Raw genomic sequence first — 18,522 nt, 5'->3', positions numbered from 1 at the left:
ATCCCGGAGGTGCATTAACGTCTGCCGTTAATGCGCTGATTATCCCTGAGAACATCAATCGCAGTCTGCATGGCGATTTTGTCATCCCGCCTTTTTTGTTTGTCCTGTATGACCTGAAGGTATTCCAGCAAGGTGCGGGTATTAATCGGTCGGCCCTGTTTACCCACAGCCAGCACGGCTTCTCCAAGAATAATTTTCACAGGCGGTAATTGTGCCGGATACCAGTCAAGGGTGTCTTCTGATTTCATCTTAAATTTCTCACGGAAGGGTAGTGTATCATAAATAAGACGTTCAATTTTCAATATCTGATATCCTGATTCAGACACAACTTAACATAACTTATGCCAGTTATTTTTTTATTAAAGCGTATAATAATTACTCTATTCCTCAGAGAATTATTTATGTCTTATACAAATGGGCTCAGGTATTTTAAAGAAAGACCGGTTCATGTTGCCTGTCCGGTATGTGCACACAGAGCCGATCAGAAAGCAGGTAAACTAAGAAAAGATGCGGTTCTTGAGTGCCCTGCCTGCGGACTGTTGTTCAGACCTTCAGAATGCTGGTGTATCGGCGGCTGATCAGCTTCTGCCACTTAACGTCAGTGATGTCGGAAAATGACAACATTCCTCCTGTACTGCTGTTGTCGAGGGTATGATAATGAAATCTAAAAAATCTGTTTTTATTGAAGGGCATATTATGTCGAACAGCTGTCACGGACAGGCTGGCCAACCTTTCTGTATTCACAGGGTCAGGTTTAGTAATGGTAAATATGCGATTATTCGGGTGGCATCCGGGATATGTTTCAAACCAGACGAAATTATTCAACGAAACGATTGTGAGTGGTTTTGTAAACTTACCAAAATTCGGCTTCTTTCTTTTGAGTACCTTGATGATGATGAATCAAGAAGACAATTCCTTGAGTATCAATGATAAAACCATGGATTTATAACAGGATAAATTTACTGGCTTACAATTCACTCCTAGTTCTTTAAATTATTCACCAGCCACTGGAAAATATTTTTTCCTGAATTTAGATGAATTTAAATCATCTAAAACAAAATGTATCGCTAAAGACGAATTGCCTCATTGTTTTCCTTTTGCGTTATAACCTTCATTAGCATTAAGGAAATTTATGGCACAGACTTTTACTCATAATTTACTTCATCCTCGTCACTGGCTTACCTGGTCTGGTTTGGGTCTGCTGTGGCTTCTCGTTCAACTTCCTTACCCGGTTTTACATATTCTGGGCTCTGGCCTTGGAAAAATATCAAGACCCTTTCTGAAACGCCGGGAACGGATTGCGATTAGAAATATCGAACTGTGCTTTCCCGAGATGACACCGTTTGCCCGGAGCCAGATGGTCAATAAAAACTTTGTTTCTCTCGGGCTGGGACTGATGGAAACAGGAATGGCCTGGTTCTGGAGCGATGCGAGAGTCAAAAAATGGTTTGATGTCGAAGGGCTTGAAAACCTGACCGGTGCGACAAGAGGAGTAATGGTTGTCGGGATTCATTTTATGTCCCTTGAGTTGTGTGGAAGAGTAATGGGGTTATGCCATCCTATGATGGCAACGTATCGCCCACACAATGATCCATTAATGGAATGGGTACAGACAAAAGGGCGTATGCGTTCAAATAAGGCTATGATTAATCGACGTAATTTATCAGGTTTTGTTCATGCGCTAAAAGCAGGTGAAGCCGTTTGGTTTGCACCAGACCAGGATTATGGGTCTAAAGGAAGCGTTTTTGCACCTTTTTTCTCGGTAAAAAAAGCAGCAACGACGAACGGAACGTATGTTCTTTCAAAACTCGCTGGTGCGCCCTTGATCACACTTAGCATGATTCGACGTAGCGATAAAAAAGGTTATCACATGTATATCAGCAAGCCGTTGTCAGGCTATCTAGGGGAAGACAAGGTCGCCGCAGCGGCTTATATGAACAAGATCATCGAGCGTGAAATTCTCCGTGCTCCTGAGCAATACCTGTGGATGCATCGCAGGTTCAAAACGCGTCCTGAAGGCGAAGTCTCTTTATACAAATGAACAACTCTACTTGTCACGAGCCAGAGTCTATCTTTCTTGCCACTGCGTATTTGTAAAAAATGCGATAAGGAATTTTCGATCGGATTCATGCTAACGATGGGTTGACTGACAGCCAAGGTTAATCAATTAAACCGGTTCGGATTTGAAGGTCCGTTTTTCGCTCGAAGCAGACCTTCACCCCATTCAGATTGTCCGCTCTGTACCAGAAGCGGACGTTGCTTGATCTTACTCACCAATAGTTGACACGCGGCAATTACAATTTATTACTTTTCATTTTATGCCCCACTGAGATTTAACGAGCCAAAATATTTAAAGAATTCAATAATTGAGTGTCGAGTGTTTCAGTTGCAGGAATTGGTAATCCATTCGCAATGCGGTAATTTTTCACAGACTTCCTTGTCGATGGTCCCATTATGCCGTCAATATTCTCGTTGTAAAATCCCTTGTCTAGCAATGCGAATTGAACACGCATGATCAAGCGCTTACGTTTCTCTGCACCAGAAGTCAGCTCATTACTTGCACGGTTAGCTTCGGTAGTTCCAACAGAATTCGTAGTAGTAGAGATGTTATTGTCGTTAGAACGAAGCGAACGCACAGAGGAAGAGGACGATGAGGAACTTGTTCTCGAACCTGAAGATCCAGATGAGTTTGGTGAGCTGTATGTTTTTGGATAATAAGGAGTACTGCCACCATAGTACCCGCCACCTGATGATGATCGATGAGAACTATGGCTCCGATGGGAACTATGACTCCGATGCCCTGCAATGTAGAATGGAACTTCGGTGTTAAGTGGGGCTATCACTAAATCATGTTCATTAAGAGTCATACCAGGCAAATCACTCGCTCCGGTAGATGAATCACTCGCCCATACAGAATTATTGAGTGCCAAAAATCCTGGAAGTAGAGCTGCAAAATTAAATTTTTTCATAAAATTGGTCTCGGTGGTTGATGAAAACGGCCTGTTGAGGAACTGAAATAACCAGCACAGGAAGACTTCTGAGTGCATTCATCACATTCTTTAGGATAGTAATTTTTCCAATCAGATATCGACTGAGCAGCAAGCTCCCAGGCTCTTTCAGGAAGATGACATAAAGGATAATTAAAAATTGTTAGAGGTATGCCTGACCTGTGTGCAGCCTCTATAGCGGAGGTTATTTTCTCACTAAAGCTGCTGTGCTCAATGAAGATTGTTGACCAGTTTTTTCGTGCCCAACCGATAGATTCCAACCCCATAAGGGAAATCTGATTGATGTTGGAGAACACACGGCCAACGAACTCTACGATATCATCCAATTCTGTATAGTTAGCCAGTGTCGGAATAACTCTAAGTTCGATATTAATCCCTGAGTTTCCTGCATTGATCAACCCCTTAACCGTTTCATTAAATGCGCCATCGCTCCCTACCAGATGATCATGCACAAGCTGTCTTGATGAGTAGAGTGGGATACCAAAGGTAATTTTGATGTTTTTGCTTCGCTTTGCCATTTCCTGAGTAAAGTTCATATCAGCAAATTTGCGTCCGTTTGTTAAAACATGCAAAGCGGTATCTGGTGAGTTCTCGATGATAAAATCAATGAAGTGTAGGAAATCATCCCCATACATCAGAGGCTCACCACCGCTGACCCCAACAACTCCATTCAACCCAAATGAAGCTATAGCAAGAGCTGATTGGGTAAGCAGCCAGTCATCATTTACTTTCTTTGGTGGCTGGGAACAAAACAGGCACAGGTTATTGCAGCGTTCCGTAACTAAGACAGTATTATGATTGGCTCTGCGGGACAGAATAACGCGTATCATATTGCCATTATTGATTATCCCAATATCTCCATCTTCAATTGACTCAAATAATTCAGTGCTAATTATTGAGTACCCAAAGCAAGGCAGAATGGTTCCATTATTGCCTTCAGCAACTACAAGCAAATTGGGTAAAAAGAATAAAGGGTTCACTGGTTTTTGTTTGCATAATCGATAGAAGCCCGTGGGCACATTCTTTTTTGAAGCAAAATGAAAGATATCGTTCCTGATAACCTCAGACATATGCCCATCCTTTTAGCATCTCAGCCTTCGGACCACCTTCTGAGATGCAGTTCATCAGATACCTGAACATCCCTTTGTGATACTGACAAAACGTTGAACGACTCCTATCACCGACAGGCTCACCCTGTACACTTATGTTCTGGCATGGGTCTGCACCGCAAAATGGTTGATACGCGCATGTATCACAACCTGGCAGAGCAAAATTGAACGATGAACTCAATACTGCGTTATAGTAAGGACTGGTGGAAAATGATAGCGTCCTTACCTCCCCCGCGCTGAACTCCGTTTCAGGGTTCACCTTCTGCAACATACGGCTCTCATCGCTACCATATACTCGACCGTCATAATTGAAAAGAATACTGTTAAGCACGACCCCACTTGGCGACTTTAAATCCGCATAACCACTAAAGCCGGGATTGAAGATTCTTTTCAGATGAATGGAGGCCGAATGTTCCACAACCCTTATCCCTTTATTGTTGATCCTAAGAATTTCATCTATCAACGAGGCATAGAAACTGAAGTATTCGGCCATAGAGAAGGTAAACGATGCTTTTTGTGCAAACCCATAGGGACTAACAGGCCGGATAAACATGTCCTTGAGGCCAAGAGACAAGTGAGCCTGGACAATCGATTCAGGGTGTCTGATTAGAGCTTTAGTAACTGTAGTAACCGTTGCAACGCGACCAGCGCCTAAAGACCGTTTTATAGCCTCTACCCCTGACACTGTTCTACTGTACGAAAGCCCATGACCAAGAATTCGATTAGTGTTGTGAATAAATTCTTCACCATCAAGCGAAACAGAGAACGTTATGTTCCTGTCTCTCGACCATACAAGCATTTCCTCATTCAAAACAGACAGGCTTGATGCTATCACCATCTCAAAATCGTTGCTTCCCAGAGTTTCGGCGCATTGCTCATAGATGGACTGAATTAAATCGAACCGCAAAAGTGGCTCTCCACCCTGTATCTCTATCTTGTAAGGTGGTGCCGAAAGTTTTTTGATAGTAGAAATGATGTCAGGGATGAGATTGGGATTTAGATCATAACCAGAGGCGTTAACGGAAGCTCTACTGACCTGACAATACTTGCAAGTATGGTCGCAACGTAATGTGGGCACAATCATGAAAATTGGCCTGACTGCCAGTTCATTCATCAATCGTTTTGCAAAAGCAGCACTTAAAGCATAAGGGATTGTGGCAGATGAGCTTTCGTTGGTTATGAAAAGCTTACTTTCTAAGGCTTTTGATTGTTCCGCACTTATTTGCTCATCAGTCAGATCAAGTAGGTCTTGCCCATCAATGAAGTGATGAAAACCTGCGAGATTGCTTATAAACACCTGCCCATTAGGCAATCTGTCAAAATTGAAAGGCATCAATTCCATTAAGAAAGCCTTTCATCGACACTGCGAAGCACCTTATGGACAATAGAATCTCTCAACATCCCTGTTTTATGCTGTAGTTTTTCTCGCAACGTGTAATCATTCAGCAGCCTCTCGAATTCATACAGGCATTCGGGGCTACCGCTTTCAAAAAAGATTGCCCAGTAGGATAGATCCTCACGAAGTTTCCATTGAGTCAGTGGAGTGATCCAGTAGAGACTATTGCGTATAACCCATTCAGAATAAAGTTTTTTTTCAAACATCCTTTCGCACATTGCTATTACCTTCCAATACAAATAATCACGCTCAGCAATCGGTTTAAAGCACAAATTTTTCCTATGGCAACAATAATACAATATATCCATTGATATGTTACAGGTGACTTATTCCCGTTGATTAATACATAGTAACGTTAGTAATGCCACCATCAATTGTGAACTTCCGCTCCTCGCTCATAGCTGCCGGTCATATTTATCTGTGTCTGGTTGGTCAGTCGCTAAAATTTTGGAAGCTACCATGCGGCTGCAATTGTTCAGCGACAGATTAAGAAAGAATAATTCAAAATCGGCTTCACTACCCATAAATGATGTTGTAATACAGTGTACAATTATTCATAGTCAGAGCATTACCGACAAGCAGGAGTAAGTGCTCAACCGCATAATTTATTGTTGATTAACGCACCCAACCATCCAACTTATCCGCCCAATCCTGCATCATTACTTGTCGTTCATCAAGATAGGTAGCGTGGTTGTATGTCCTGCGAACATTATTTTTATCCGCATGTGCCAGTTGTGCTTCGATAGCGTCAGCACGGTAACCCATCTCATTTAAACGCGTGCTTCCGGTGGTTCTGGTGGCATGAGGGCTATAGGTGCCACTCCAGCCCAGAGTTTTAAGTGCCTGCCTTAATGAATGTGTTGTCATCGGGCCATGACGATTATCGCGACCGGGGAACAAGTGTTTACGATTTCCCGTTATTCCTTTGAGCGCGGTGAGCATTTCTACGGCCTGACGGGGTAGGGGAATGGTGTGGTCGCGGCGAGCTTTCATTCTTTCTGCTGGAATAATCCATAGCGCTTTTTCTAGATCAAATTCAACCCACTCGGCTTCCGCAACTTCTGCAGGGCGAGCCAGCGTCCACCACATTAGCCACATGCAATAATTTACCTGATAAGTGCATCGAGTGTTGTCAAAGCTGCTTAATAACTTACCGATTTGCTTTGGTGTCAGGGCTGGCTTGTGCTGAGTTTTATTAGCGGGTAACGCCTTACGTACAGGCCAAACGGGATCGCTATCTGCGCGTAGTGTAGCTACGGCAAGCTCAAAGATGGCAGAAATGGTGCGTCTGGCTTCAGCAGCAACGGTAGGTGCTCCACGCTTAGCTGTGTTTTGCAGAATACTCAAAATGTGGTGTGGCGTTATTTCTTTGACAGGAAGCTTTCCGATAGCGGGGAAGACAACGCGCTCCAGCATATCAAGGCGGCGTGTTTTAGTAATTTCAGCCCAATCCTTCATCTGTAACCACTCTCTTGCGATGACCTCAAAAGTATTGGCGGCTTCATTGGTTTTACGGATCTTATCGAGCTGGCGTGCCTGAGCGGGATTGATGCCTTCACTGACGAGTTTGCGAGCCTGCTTACATTTCTCACGCGCTTCAACCAGTTTAACGAGCGGATACTCACCCAGAGCAAACATGCTGGATTTTCCATTGATTTTGAAACGATAACGCCAGGCTTTCTTGCCGTTGGGCTTAACTTCCAGATAGAGGCCGTTAGTGTCATTGAGGCGATAAAGCTTTTCTTTGGGCTTTGCAGTACGGCACTGGGTGTCTGTGAGCATAACGTTGTCCCTGTATAATTATTATACCGTTATTGTACTCACCCTGAGAGAAGATAAAAGTATTTTATACTCACTCCTGTACTCATTTTTGACTGAGCTGTATTGAGATTAGTTGAGGTCTTGTGAAAATAAAAATCCATGCAATTGCATGGATTTTATGGAGTTTTTTGATTATCGTGAGATCTAATGAAACCTCATGAGGCAACAGATATTATTTAGACGTTGAACAGGAAGTTCATCACATCGCCATCTTTCACGATGTAATCTTTTCCTTCCGCACGCATTTTCCCGGCTTCTTTGGCACCCTGTTCGCCTTTATAGGTAATAAAGTCTTCGTAGGAGATAGTCTGTGCGCGGATGAAGCCTTTTTCAAAGTCGGTGTGGATTTTACCTGCGGCCTGCGGGGCAGTGGCGCCAACGGGGATCGTCCATGCGCGAACTTCTTTCACCCCGGCGGTGAAATAGGTCTGCAGGTTCAGCAGTTCGTAGCCGGCGCGGATAACGCGGTTCAGGCCCGGCTCTTCGAGACCCAGCTCGGCCATAAACTCGTCGCGGTCAGCATCGTCCAGCTCGGCGATATCGGACTCAACGGCGGCGCAAACGGCGACCACGACCGAACCTTCGGCTGCGGCGATTTCGCGGACTTTATCAAGATACGGGTTGTTCTCAAAGCCGTCTTCGTTAACGTTGGCGATGTACATGGTCGGCTTCAGCGTCAGGAAGCTCAGGTATTTAATTGCTGCTTTATCTTCGTCGGTCAGGTTTTTCAGCGCACGCAGCATGCCGGCATTTTCCAGCTGCGGCAGGCATTTTTCCAGCGCCGCCAGCTCGGCTTTAGCGTCTTTATCGCCGCCTTTAGCTTTCTTCTGCACGCGATGGATTGCGCGCTCGCAGGTGTCCAGATCGGACAGCGCCAGCTCGGTGTTAATAACCTCGATATCGTCAGCCGGATCCACTTTATTGTTAACGTGGATAATGTTGTCGTTTTCGAAACAGCGCACCACGTGACCGATAGCTTCGGTTTCGCGGATGTTGGTCAGAAACTGGTTGCCCAGGCCTTCACCTTTGGACGCGCCTTTTACCAGACCGGCGATATCGACGAATTCCATCGTGGTTGGCAGAATACGCTGCGGTTTGACGATTTCAGCCAGTTTGTCCAGACGCGGATCGGGCATCGGCACGACACCGGTGTTCGGCTCAATGGTACAGAAGGGGAAGTTGGCCGCTTCAATACCCGCTTTGGTGAGCGCATTGAACAGGGTGGATTTGCCGACGTTGGGCAAACCGACGATACCGCATTTGAATCCCATGATTTAAATCACCTTAATCTTTGGATAATCAACCTGTTACAGCGAACAGATTGCAGAAAAGTAAATAGCTTCGCCTATTATACACGGTGCGTGACAAAAATTCCGCACGCCGACCGGTTATTGCGCTTTAAAAGCGTGTAGACGGTTGGTCGCTTTGGTCAGGCCATCCTTCAGCCACACTTCGGTACAGCGTGCCGCTTCGTCAATGGCTTCATCAATCAGCTTCTGTTCACTGGCGGGTGGTTTGCCCAGTACAAAACCGACAACTTTATTTTTATCGCCCGGATGGCCAATTCCCACGCGTAAGCGATGAAAGTTCGGGTTATTGCCCAGCTTGCTGATAATGTCTTTCAGGCCGTTATGACCGCCGTGGCCGCCGCCAAGTTTGAATTTCGCCACCCCCGGCGGTAAATCAAGCTCGTCGTGGGCGACAAGGATTTCATCCGGGTTGATGCGAAAGAAGGTGGCCATCGCGCCGACGGCTTTACCGCTGAGATTCATAAAGGTCGTCGGCACCAGCAGCCGAACATCTTCGCCTGCAAGGTTAATCCGCGAGGTGTAGCCGAAGAATTTGCTCTCTTCGCGCAGCGGCGCGCGGTGGTGCTCTGCCAGTAAATCTACGTACCAGGCGCCGGCGTTATGTCGGGTCGCTGCGTATTCAGCCCCGGGATTCGCCAGGCCGACAATCAATTTTATGGTCACTTTTTTATCCTGCTTGGGTCTTTCTCTGGCGCGTAGTGTACTGTCTGCGCGCGCGGTTGACAAAATTCTGCCAGCGAAGCGCGGCTGGCGAAGATAATAACGGGTTTGAATAATTAGAATTTGATGTTGTTCAGTGGGTTATTTGTAAACTTTTGTTGGCAAGATGTTCGCTTATGTGATCGTCCACGCAATCGCTATATTGGCCATTGTCTATACTACACCTATAAGATTTGGGGATATTCCCATGCAACCCAAGGTTCCGGAGGTGACATATGAAACGCAGAAACGCTTCGTTACTCGGTAATGTGCTGATGGGGTTGGGGTTGGTCGTCATGGTTGTCGGCGTTGGTTATTCTATTTTAAACCAGCTTCCGCAGCTTGACCTGCCGCAGTTTTTCGCACACGGCGCGATCTTGAGTATCTTTGTCGGCGCGGTACTGTGGCTGGCTGGCGCCCGTATCGGCGGTCATGAACAGGTGAGCGACAGATACTGGTGGGTTCGCCACTATGACAAACGCTGCCGCCGCGATCAGCATCGCCACAGCTAAGTGAATTCCAGACCACCGGCCGTTGTGAACGGCTGGTGGGGTTTAAAGCTGCCTGTTCAGGTTGTTCTTGAAGTATTGTCTAAATTTCGTCTCGTCTGCCAGATATCCCGCCAAAAACTCATTTGTACAGTTGATGTCCCTGACGTAAATGACAGGTGTTATTGTCGTGGAGTGGGAGTCTCATTTAACGCAGGAAGCGTGAATGGATTTAAGCAGGCCATTGGCGTGATGATGCGGCAGGCATCGAGGCCTGCCGCCGGGTAATTAAATATCCGCCAGCGCGGCGTTACGGTCCGGGTAGAAGCTCAGACGACCCGCGATCGGTTTGACGCCCGCTCGCGCCAGGGTGCGCAGCGGCTGAAACTCCAGGTTGGAAACGCGCAGTTCACAGCCTTCCGGCAGTTTCTTCACGAAACGCTGGAAGGCGTCCAGTCCGCCAGCATCCAGCACCGGTACCGCGTCCCACTTCAGCACGACGATACGCTTGCCTGCCACTCTGGTTTCCAGATCGGTAAACAATCCTTCCGCGGCAGCGAAAAACAGCGGGCCAATTACCCGCAGTACCAGAACGTCATCCGGAACCTCAACCTTGACCGGCGCGAGGCGGGTCATACGCGCGATCCTGCGCATAAATAGCAGGGAGGCGAGCACAATACCGACGCTAATCGCAATGACCATATCAAACAGTACGGTCAGCGACATGCACATCAACATAACGATGATGTCGTCCTTAGGCGCATAGCGCAGCAGGTTAACGACTTTATGCGCGTCGCTCATATTCCATGCCACCATCAGCAGTAGCGCGGCCATAGCGGAAAGCGGCAGCCAGGAGAGCAGGGGGGCGAGGATCAGCAGCGCCATGATGACCAGCACCGCGTGGATCACGGCGGAAACCGGCGAAGTTGCCCCGGCGCGGACGTTGGCCGCCGAGCGGGCGATGGCGGCGGTGGCGGTAATGCCGCCGAAGAACGGAGCGACGATATTGCCAAGACCCTGGCCTACGAGCTCGCTGTTGGCCTTGTGTTTGGTGCCGGTCATGCCGTCCAGCACTACGGCGCAGAGCAGGGATTCAATCGCGCCGAGCATCGCCATGGAAAACGCCGCTGGCAGCAGCGCCTGCAGTGAAGCCCAGCTGAGCGTGAAGTCTGAACCCGGCATATCCCACGGCAGCACCAGCTGCGGCAGCAGCTGTGGAATACCGTTGCCCTGGCTGCCGTCGGCGAGAATATAGTGGAACTGTGAGCCAATGGTGGCGACGTTGCCCCCAAACAGATTGACCACGCCCATCACCGCGCAGCCTGCCAGCAGGGCCGGAAGATGGCCCGGCAGACGAATACCGAGGCGCGGCCAGAGGATCAGCGTACCCAACGTGACAATGCCGATGGCGGCATCGCCGGGATTCACGGTGGGTAGAGCCATAAACAGCGCGCCGACTTTCTGCAGATAATGTTCCGGCACGTGCGCCATTTGCAGGCCGAGAAAATCTTTAATCTGCATGGTAGCAATGGTGATACCGATCCCCGAGGTGAAGCCAAGGGTAACCGATAGTGGAATATACTCGATCAGGCGGCCAAAGCGTGCCAGGCCGAACAGAATCAGGAAGATCCCCGACATTAACGTCGCAACCAGCAGTCCTGCCAGGCCGAACTGCTGTGAGACCGGGTACAGAATCACCACGAATGCGGCGGTTGGCCCGGAAACGCTGAAGCGCGAGCCGCCGGTTAATGCAATGACGATCCCCGCCACTGCGGAGGTATAGAGACCGTACTGCGGCGCCACGCCGCTACCAATTGCCAGAGCCATCGCCAGCGGAATAGCGATAATTCCGACGGTAATCCCGGCAATTACATCGCGGGTAAACCGCGAAGCGGTATATTTCTCTTTCCAGCAAGCGTCGATGAGGGCGCGGAAAGGCATCACGTGTGAGGAAAATAATCTGTTCACAATAATGTTTCATCCATGAGCGCATCATCTGTCAACTAAATGGCAGGTGAAGGAGGCATTAGTCATTTCCACGTCATCCTTCGGGATGCCTCTGTGTTGGCTGCGTTCATTTACCCGGTCACGTACTAACCTACGCTCCCGGGAATACATTCACTTGCCGCATCAACGCATGCCGAATGATTTTGTGGAAGAATAAAAGGTTCAGAGACAAAAAAACCCGCCGCAGCGGGTTTTTGTGCCAGGTCCGATTAATGCTCGAACATAGCAGAGATAGATTCTTCGTTGCTGATACGACGAATCGCTTCGGCCAGCATACCAGACAGCGTCAGAGTACGGACTTTTTCCAGCGCTCTGATTTCCGGCGTCAGCGGAATGGTATCGCAGACGACGAATTCATCAATCACCGAGTTTTTGATGTTCTGGATGGCGTTGCCGGAGAAGATCGGGTGCGTTGCGTAAGCGAATACGCGCTTCGCGCCGCGCTCTTTCAGCGCTTCAGCCGCTTTACACAGGGTACCGCCGGTATCGATCATGTCGTCAACCATCACGCAGTCGCGGCCAGCAACGTCACCGATGATGTGCATCACCTGAGAAACGTTAGCGCGCGGGCGGCGTTTGTCGATGATAGCCATATCGGTATCGTTCAGCAGCTTGGCGATAGCGCGGGCGCGAACAACGCCGCCGATGTCCGGAGAAACGACGATAGGGTTATCCAGGTTCAGCTGCAGCATATCTTCCAGCAGGATCGGGCTGCCGAATACGTTATCAACCGGAACGTCAAAGAAGCCCTGAATTTGTTCTGCGTGCAGATCAACGGTCAAAACGCGGTCGACGCCAACGCTGGACAGGAAATCAGCAACCACTTTCGCGGTAATAGGAACACGAGCGGAACGAACACGACGGTCCTGGCGAGCATAACCGAAGTAGGGGATTACAGCGGTGATACGACCTGCCGAAGCACGACGCAGAGCATCAACCATAACAACCAGTTCCATCAGGTTGTCATTGGTGGGAGCACAAGTGGACTGGATGATGAAAATATCACCACCGCGTACGTTTTCATTGATTTGTACGCTGACTTCGCCGTCGCTAAAACGACCTACAGCGGCGTCGCCAAGAGAAGTGTACAGGCGGTTGGCAATACGTTGTGCTAGTTCCGGGGTGGCGTTACCAGCAAAAAGCTTCATATCAGGCACGAGAAGAACCTCAGGCATGCGTCCAGTGGTGGATGAAATGGGCCAAAAACTGTGCGGGCAGGCACGATTTCATCCAGGCGGTGTATTTAAAGAGCCCGATGCAACGTCTGGAACAGGGTGACGTTGTCACCGTAACTCAGTATCCCCGGCGTTTTCACCGAATTTGCTGAAACCAGCAAAAATTAGCGCAGCGCCTGCTTGAGCGGAGAGATGTTAACACCTCGCGCCACGAAGCCATGCAGCCATGCCGGGGCTTTTTCAAGCACCTGACGAGCGGCGGATTCTGTGTCAAATTCAGCAAAAACACATGCACCGGTGCCAGTCAGGCGCGACGGCGCATATTCTAACAGCCAGGAAAGCGCTGCATCAACCTCACGAAAACGTTTTCTTGCGATAACCTCGCAATCATTGCCGAATTTACATTTTAATAACGTATTAATTGACCTGGACGGTGTATTACGCGGCAGCTCCGGATCGCGAAAAATGATCGGCGTTGGAATGCTGACTCCAGGATGCGCCACCAGGTACCATTTTTCCTCGGGTTCAGCCGGGGTCAGAATTTCCCCTACGCCTTCGGCAAAGGCCGCATGTCCGCGGACGAAAACCGGCACGTCGGCGCCCAGCTGCAGACCCAACGCCGCCAGCTCATCTTCTGAAAGATGACAGCCCCATATATGATTAAGCGCCACCAGTACGGTTGCGGCGTTGGATGAGCCGCCGCCGAGGCCGCCGCCCATCGGTAGAATCTTGTCGATACTGATATCGGCACCGCTGCCGACGGGCAGCGTCCCGGCTTTTTCCGCCGCCTGCATTAGTAGCCTGGCCGCGCGGATAATCAGGTTCTCTTCATCCGGCACGCCGTCAACCGGCGTCAGAAGACGCAGTTGGCCATCGCCGCGCGGTTCAATCGTCAGCGTGTCGCCATAATCGAGAAACTGAAACAGCGTCTGCAGCGTGTGATAGCCGTCGGCGCGCTGCCCGGTAATGTACAAAAACAGGTTCAGCTTTGCGGGTGAAGGCCAGCGGGTCATCATTTCACAATCCAGTTATCCATTTTCAGCTTGATGCGCTGACTGCCGTCGTTAAGTTCCATATTGGCCGGGAGCGAAGGTTTGGTGTCGGAGGTGTAGCCGCCGTAAGTAACGTGCCAGGTTTTGCCGTTCTGGGCGTAGTTCAGTTCGCGCAGGCGGTACTGGTCGTCAAGAGAGTAGTCGGTGGCGTCGCCCGGCAGGCCGATAATCCATTGACGCAGGCTATTGAGCGGAATCGGCATGCCGGTCAGGCGGCCAATCATCTCTTCCGCATCGGTAGCCGTGTAGGTTTTTCCTTTATTGTCAATAAGCTGTACGCTGCCCGGTTGGGCGGTTAGCGATAGCTCGGTGCTGCCGAGAGGGTTCGTCAGCAGCAGGCGATAGCGATCCTGGCCGGTTTGCTGCCAGAAGAAGCGGGCATACACCTTTTGTTCATCTGAGAGATAAGCAAAAGCGCCGCGCGTCTGGAACTGATTAAGATTGCGGACATCTTGCTGGTGCTGACGCCACTGCGGAGAATCCGGGCTTTTACCAGGCCCTTTCGGTGCATTAATTGTACAGGCGGTCAGAACGAGGCTTGCCAGCGGCAACAGGCGGAACAGTCGATTCATAATGATGACAAATCCTTGATGTCTACAGTGAAATACGGCGAATGAGAGAAACAGGCGGCCGATTTGTGTAGCGGGTTACAATAATAACCATTAATGCTAGCGTTGCCGGGCGGTAGCGTCTACGTTCAAGTTGTCTGAAATCAAAAAATTACCGTTAATGGCTATTACAGATTAGCTATTACTCCAAAAGGGGAGCCTCTCTTTTATTGATTACGCGCATCCTGTATGATGCCTGCAGACTAACCTTAGCAACGCTGGTACTACTCCCTCACAATGACCCTATTAGCTCTTGGCATTAACCATAAAACAGCTCCTGTAGCGCTGCGAGAACGCGTAACGTTTTCGCCGGATACGCTCGATCAGGCGCTGGAGAGCTTACTTGCCCAGCCAATGGTGCAGGGCGGGGTGGTGCTGTCGACCTGTAACCGAACGGAACTCTATCTCAGCGTCGAAGAGCAGGATAACCTTCAGGAAGTTCTCATCCGCTGGCTGTGCGACTACCACGGCTTAAACGAAGAAGATCTGCGCAACAGCCTTTACTGGCATCAGGACAACGATGCAGTCAGCCATTTAATGCGCGTCGCCAGCGGCCTTGATTCGCTGGTGCTTGGCGAGCCGCAGATCCTCGGGCAGGTGAAAAAAGCGTTTGCTGATTCCAGCCGCGGGCATCTGCACGTGAGCGAGCTGGAGCGTATGTTCCAGAAGTCGTTCTCGGTGGCCAAACGCGTACGTACCGAAACCGATATCGGCGCCAGCGCGGTCTCCGTAGCTTTTGCCGCCTGTACGCTGGCCCGGCAAATCTTTGAATCTTTATCCAGCGTTACCGTGCTGCTGGTCGGCGCCGGTGAGACCATTGAGCTGGTGGCTCGCCATTTGCGCGAGCATAAAGTGCGCAAAATGGTGATTGCCAACCGCACCCGCGAGCGCGCTCAGGCGCTGGCTGATGAAGTCGGCGCAGAAGTGATTGCGCTGAGCGATATCGACGAGCGGCTGAAAGAGGCCGATATTATTATTAGTTCCACCGCCAGCCCGCTGCCGATTATTGGAAAAGGGATGGTGGAGCGCGCGCTGAAAGCGCGTCGCAATCAGCCGATGCTGCTGGTCGATATCGCCGTTCCGCGCGATGTCGAGCCGGAAGTTGGCAAACTGGCGAACGCCTATCTCTACAGCGTGGACGACCTGCAAAACATCATTCAGCATAATCTGGCGCAGCGTAAAGCCGCGGCGGTACAGGCGGAAACCATTGTTGAGCAGGAAACCAGCGAGTTTATGGCCTGGCTGCGCGCCCAGAGCGCCAGCGAGACTATCCGCGAATATCGCTCCCAGGCCGAGCAGGTCCGTGAGGAGCTGACGGCAAAAGCGCTGGCTGCGCTGAATCAGGGCGGCGATGCGCAGGAAATCATGCAGGACCTGGCGCGCAAATTAACTAACCGCCTGATCCATTCGCCAACCAAATCTCTTCAGCAGGCCGCCCGTGACGGGGATGATGAACGTCTGCATATTCTGCGCAACAGCCTCGGGCTGGAATAGCGCACCTTTCTCTCTATTTTCAGGACAGGGTGAATTCACGCCTATGAAGCCTTCTATTGTTGCCAAACTGGAAGCCCTTTACGAACGCCATGAGGAAGTTCAGGCGCTACTCGGCGATGCCGCGACTATCGCCGATCAGGATAAGTTCCGCGCGTTATCGCGCGAATACGCGCAGTTGAGCGATGTTGCCCGCTGTTACACCGACTGGCGACAGCTGCAGGATGATATCGAAGCCGCGCAAATGATGCTCGACGATCCGGAAATGCGTGAAATGGCGCAGGAAGAGCTGCTCGAAGCGAAAGAAAAGGGCGAACAGATGGAGCAGCAGCTGCAGGTTCTGTTGCTGCCTAAAGATCCGGACGATGAGCGCAACGCTTTTGTGGAAGTTCGCGCCGGTACCGGCGGCGACGAAGCGGCGCTGTTCGCCGGCGATCTGTTCCGTATGTACAGCCGTTACGCGGAATCACGCCGCTGGCGTGTGGAAATCATGAGCGCCAGCGAAGGCGAGCACGGCGGCTTTAAAGAAGTGATCGCGAAAATTAGCGGTGACGGCGTCTATGGGCGTCTGAAGTTTGAATCCGGCGGCCATCGCGTTCAGCGCGTTCCGGCTACCGAATCTCAGGGCCGTATCCATACTTCCGCTTGTACCGTGGCGGTGATGCCGGAGCTGCCGGAAGCCGAAATGCCGGATATCAATCCGGCGGACCTGCGTATTGATACCTTCCGCTCCTCCGGCGCGGGTGGTCAGCACGTTAACACCACCGATTCAGCGATTCGTATTACCCACTTGCCGACCGGCATTGTCGTCGAGTGTCAGGACGAACGTTCTCAGCACAAAAACAAAGCCAAAGCGCTATCGGTGCTGGGCGCGCGTATCCGCGCCGCGGAAGTGTCCAGGCGGCAGCAGGCGGAAGCCTCCGAACGGCGCAACCTGCTGGGCAGCGGCGATCGCAGCGACCGCAACCGCACCTATAACTATCCGCAGGGCCGGGTGACCGATCATCGCATCAACCTGACGCTTTACCGGCTGGATGAAGCGATGGAAGGCAAGCTGGATATGCTGATTGAGCCGATCGTTCAGGAATACCAGGCCGATCAGCTGGCAGCCCTTTCCGAGCAGGAATGATGACTTTTCAGCAGTGGCTGACGCAGGCCATCGCCCGCCTGAGCCAAAGTGAAAGCCCGCGCCGGGATGCCGAAATTTTGCTTGGTCACGTGACCGGCAAAGCGCGGACTTTTATTTTCGCGTTTGGTGAAACGACGCTGACGGCAGAGCAGGCCGCTGAGCTGGAAACGCTGCTGAGCCGTCGTGCGCGGGGCGAGCCGGTGGCTCACCTGGTGGGCCAGCGTGAATTCTGGTCGTTGCCGTTGTTCGTTTCGCCCGCGACGCTGATCCCGCGTCCGGATACCGAGTGCCTGGTTGAGCAGACTCTGGCGCGTTTACCTGATAAACCGTGTCGTCTTCTCGATCTCGGCACCGGCACCGGGGCTATCGCTCTGGCGCTGGCCAGCGAGCGTCCGGATTGTCATGTCACCGCCGTTGACTTTATGCCCGACGCGGTTGCGCTGGCGGCGCGAAACGTTGAGCACCTCGCCATTGAGAACGTCACCGTGCAGCAAAGCCACTGGTTTAGCTCGCTTGCCGGCCAGCAGTTCGACTTTATCGTCAGCAACCCGCCCTATATCGACGCCGCCGACCCGCATCTTGCGCAGGGCGATGTGCGCTTTGAGCCGAAAACGGCGCTGGTCGCCGCCGACGGCGGTCTGGCCGATCTGGCACATATCATTCGTGAAGGTCGCCGTTTTCTGACTTCCGGCGGCTTTGTGCTGCTGGAACACGGTTGGACTCAGGGGGAAGCCGTGCGTGAAATCTTTCGCGAGGCGGGCTATCGCAATATCGCCACCTGCCGCGACTATGGCGACAACGAGCGCCTGACGCTCGGGCAATATCAGGGAGGCGCATGAATCTGTTTAGCGCGGTTCTGTATCTGCATATTGCCTGCGTAGTGGTTTCGGTCAGTCTGTTCGTGCTGCGCTACTGGTGGAGCTGGAGCGGTCATCGCCTGTTCCACCAGCGCTGGGTGCGTATTGTGCCGCACTGCAGCGATACGCTGCTGTTTCTCAGCGGGGCGGGTTTAATGGCATTAACGCACTCTCTGCCGTTTACCGAAGAAGGTACATGGCTGACTGAAAAGCTGTTTGGCGTTATCATTTATATTGCATTGGGATTTATCGCGCTGGGCCGTCGTCGCTCGCGCAGTCAGCAGAGCCGGTTTGTCGCCTTTCTGCTGGCCCTGGTGGTGTTGTTTATCATTATTCAACTCGCCATCACAAGAATACCGTTACTGGGGTAAG

General features: G+C 50.8%; 20 protein-coding genes. 8 read left to right on the top strand and 12 right to left on the bottom strand.

Features of this window, described 5'->3' with window-relative positions; translation table 11 throughout:
• Window positions 1-14: 14 nt before the first annotated feature.
• Window positions 15-248 carry a hypothetical protein gene (locus GJ746_RS15110; RefSeq protein WP_001446196.1) on the bottom strand — a complete coding sequence of 78 codons (234 nt, stop codon included), beginning with the start codon at window positions 246-248 and terminating at the stop codon, window positions 15-17.
• A 93-nt stretch (window positions 249-341) separates the two neighbouring features.
• On the opposite strand from GJ746_RS15110, the gene GJ746_RS25640 reads away from it, so the two are divergent.
• The 3 genes from GJ746_RS25640 to lpxP all read left to right on the top strand — a co-directional run bounded on the left by GJ746_RS25640 (window position 342) and on the right by lpxP (window position 2,041).
• Window positions 342-578, top strand: coding sequence for a YnfU family zinc-binding protein (locus tag GJ746_RS25640; RefSeq protein WP_350360144.1), 237 nt, complete (start codon window positions 342-344; stop codon window positions 576-578).
• Between the two features lie 79 nt (window positions 579-657).
• Entirely contained in the window at window positions 658-930 is a 273-nt protein-coding gene (locus GJ746_RS25245) for a hypothetical protein (RefSeq protein ID WP_181642280.1), read from the top strand.
• A 202-nt stretch (window positions 931-1,132) separates the two neighbouring features.
• A complete protein-coding gene (lpxP, locus tag GJ746_RS15095; RefSeq protein WP_024360479.1) occupies window positions 1,133-2,041 on the top strand; it encodes a kdo(2)-lipid IV(A) palmitoleoyltransferase in 909 nt (302 codons plus the stop codon).
• 292 nt (window positions 2,042-2,333) lie between these two features.
• Here lpxP and hxsA read toward each other — a convergent pair whose 3' ends face one another.
• From hxsA to pth, 7 genes are all read right to left on the bottom strand, one after another.
• Window positions 2,334-2,969 (bottom strand): His-Xaa-Ser repeat protein HxsA, encoded by a 636-nt coding sequence (gene hxsA, locus GJ746_RS15090; RefSeq protein WP_154680941.1) that lies wholly within the window; start codon window positions 2,967-2,969, stop codon window positions 2,334-2,336.
• Window positions 2,966-4,078 (bottom strand): His-Xaa-Ser system radical SAM maturase HxsC, encoded by a 1,113-nt coding sequence (hxsC, locus tag GJ746_RS15085; RefSeq protein ID WP_154680940.1) that lies wholly within the window; start codon window positions 4,076-4,078, stop codon window positions 2,966-2,968. The genes hxsA and hxsC overlap by 4 nt, the downstream gene beginning before the upstream one ends.
• The gene (gene hxsB / locus GJ746_RS15080) at window positions 4,071-5,459 is read right to left on the bottom strand and encodes a His-Xaa-Ser system radical SAM maturase HxsB (RefSeq protein ID WP_154680939.1); all 1,389 of its coding nucleotides are present in this window, start codon (window positions 5,457-5,459) and stop codon (window positions 4,071-4,073) included. Before hxsB ends, hxsC begins: the two co-directional genes overlap by 8 nt.
• A complete protein-coding gene (hxsD, locus tag GJ746_RS15075) occupies window positions 5,459-5,731 on the bottom strand; it encodes a His-Xaa-Ser system protein HxsD (RefSeq protein ID WP_154680938.1) in 273 nt (90 codons plus the stop codon). Before hxsD ends, hxsB begins: the two co-directional genes overlap by 1 nt.
• Window positions 5,732-6,128: 397 nt before the next feature.
• A complete protein-coding gene (locus GJ746_RS15070) occupies window positions 6,129-7,295 on the bottom strand; it encodes a tyrosine-type recombinase/integrase (RefSeq protein WP_154680937.1) in 1,167 nt (388 codons plus the stop codon).
• Between the two features lie 215 nt (window positions 7,296-7,510).
• Entirely contained in the window at window positions 7,511-8,605 is a 1,095-nt protein-coding gene (gene ychF / locus GJ746_RS15065; RefSeq protein WP_154680936.1) for a redox-regulated ATPase YchF, read from the bottom strand.
• A 117-nt stretch (window positions 8,606-8,722) separates the two neighbouring features.
• The gene (gene pth, locus GJ746_RS15060) at window positions 8,723-9,307 is read right to left on the bottom strand and encodes an aminoacyl-tRNA hydrolase (RefSeq protein WP_154680935.1); all 585 of its coding nucleotides are present in this window, start codon (window positions 9,305-9,307) and stop codon (window positions 8,723-8,725) included.
• Window positions 9,308-9,579: 272 nt separating this feature from the next.
• Here pth and ychH point away from each other — a divergent pair, with 272 nt between their 5' ends.
• Window positions 9,580-9,855, top strand: coding sequence for a stress-induced protein YchH (ychH, locus tag GJ746_RS15055; protein WP_004103160.1), 276 nt, complete (start codon window positions 9,580-9,582; stop codon window positions 9,853-9,855).
• A 264-nt stretch (window positions 9,856-10,119) separates the two neighbouring features.
• On the opposite strand, the gene dauA is transcribed toward ychH, so the two are convergent.
• The 4 genes from dauA to lolB all read right to left on the bottom strand — a co-directional run bounded on the left by dauA (window position 10,120) and on the right by lolB (window position 14,637).
• A complete protein-coding gene (gene dauA, locus GJ746_RS15050) occupies window positions 10,120-11,799 on the bottom strand; it encodes a C4-dicarboxylic acid transporter DauA (protein WP_154680934.1) in 1,680 nt (559 codons plus the stop codon).
• A 248-nt stretch (window positions 11,800-12,047) separates the two neighbouring features.
• Window positions 12,048-12,995: a ribose-phosphate diphosphokinase gene (prs, locus tag GJ746_RS15045; protein WP_154680933.1), complete on the bottom strand. Its 948-nt coding sequence runs from the start codon at window positions 12,993-12,995 to the stop codon at window positions 12,048-12,050.
• A 182-nt stretch (window positions 12,996-13,177) separates the two neighbouring features.
• Entirely contained in the window at window positions 13,178-14,026 is an 849-nt protein-coding gene (gene ispE / locus GJ746_RS15040; RefSeq protein WP_195908866.1) for a 4-(cytidine 5'-diphospho)-2-C-methyl-D-erythritol kinase, read from the bottom strand.
• Window positions 14,026-14,637: a lipoprotein insertase outer membrane protein LolB gene (gene lolB, locus GJ746_RS15035; RefSeq protein ID WP_154680931.1), complete on the bottom strand. Its 612-nt coding sequence runs from the start codon at window positions 14,635-14,637 to the stop codon at window positions 14,026-14,028. Before lolB ends, ispE begins: the two co-directional genes overlap by 1 nt.
• Before the next feature lie 273 nt (window positions 14,638-14,910).
• Between lolB and hemA the strand changes: the two genes are divergently transcribed.
• The 4 genes from hemA to sirB2 are packed head-to-tail and all read left to right on the top strand — an operon-like array spanning window position 14,911 to window position 18,521.
• Window positions 14,911-16,167, top strand: a complete 1,257-nt coding sequence (gene hemA / locus GJ746_RS15030; RefSeq protein ID WP_154680930.1) for a glutamyl-tRNA reductase — start codon at window positions 14,911-14,913, stop codon at window positions 16,165-16,167.
• Window positions 16,168-16,210: 43 nt separating this feature from the next.
• Window positions 16,211-17,293: a peptide chain release factor 1 gene (prfA, locus tag GJ746_RS15025; protein WP_154680929.1), complete on the top strand. Its 1,083-nt coding sequence runs from the start codon at window positions 16,211-16,213 to the stop codon at window positions 17,291-17,293.
• The gene (prmC, locus tag GJ746_RS15020; RefSeq protein WP_154682735.1) at window positions 17,293-18,132 is read left to right on the top strand and encodes a peptide chain release factor N(5)-glutamine methyltransferase; all 840 of its coding nucleotides are present in this window, start codon (window positions 17,293-17,295) and stop codon (window positions 18,130-18,132) included. Before prfA ends, prmC begins: the two co-directional genes overlap by 1 nt.
• Window positions 18,129-18,521: an invasion regulator SirB2 gene (gene sirB2, locus GJ746_RS15015; protein ID WP_154680928.1), complete on the top strand. Its 393-nt coding sequence runs from the start codon at window positions 18,129-18,131 to the stop codon at window positions 18,519-18,521. The genes prmC and sirB2 overlap by 4 nt, the downstream gene beginning before the upstream one ends.
• The last annotated feature ends 1 nt before the right edge of the window (window position 18,522 follow it).

This window comes from Klebsiella oxytoca, assembly GCF_009707385.1.
Taxonomy (GTDB): domain Bacteria; phylum Pseudomonadota; class Gammaproteobacteria; order Enterobacterales; family Enterobacteriaceae; genus Klebsiella; species Klebsiella oxytoca_C.
Note: the sequence above shows the minus strand (reverse complement) of the source record. Positions and strands in the feature narration are given on the sequence as shown.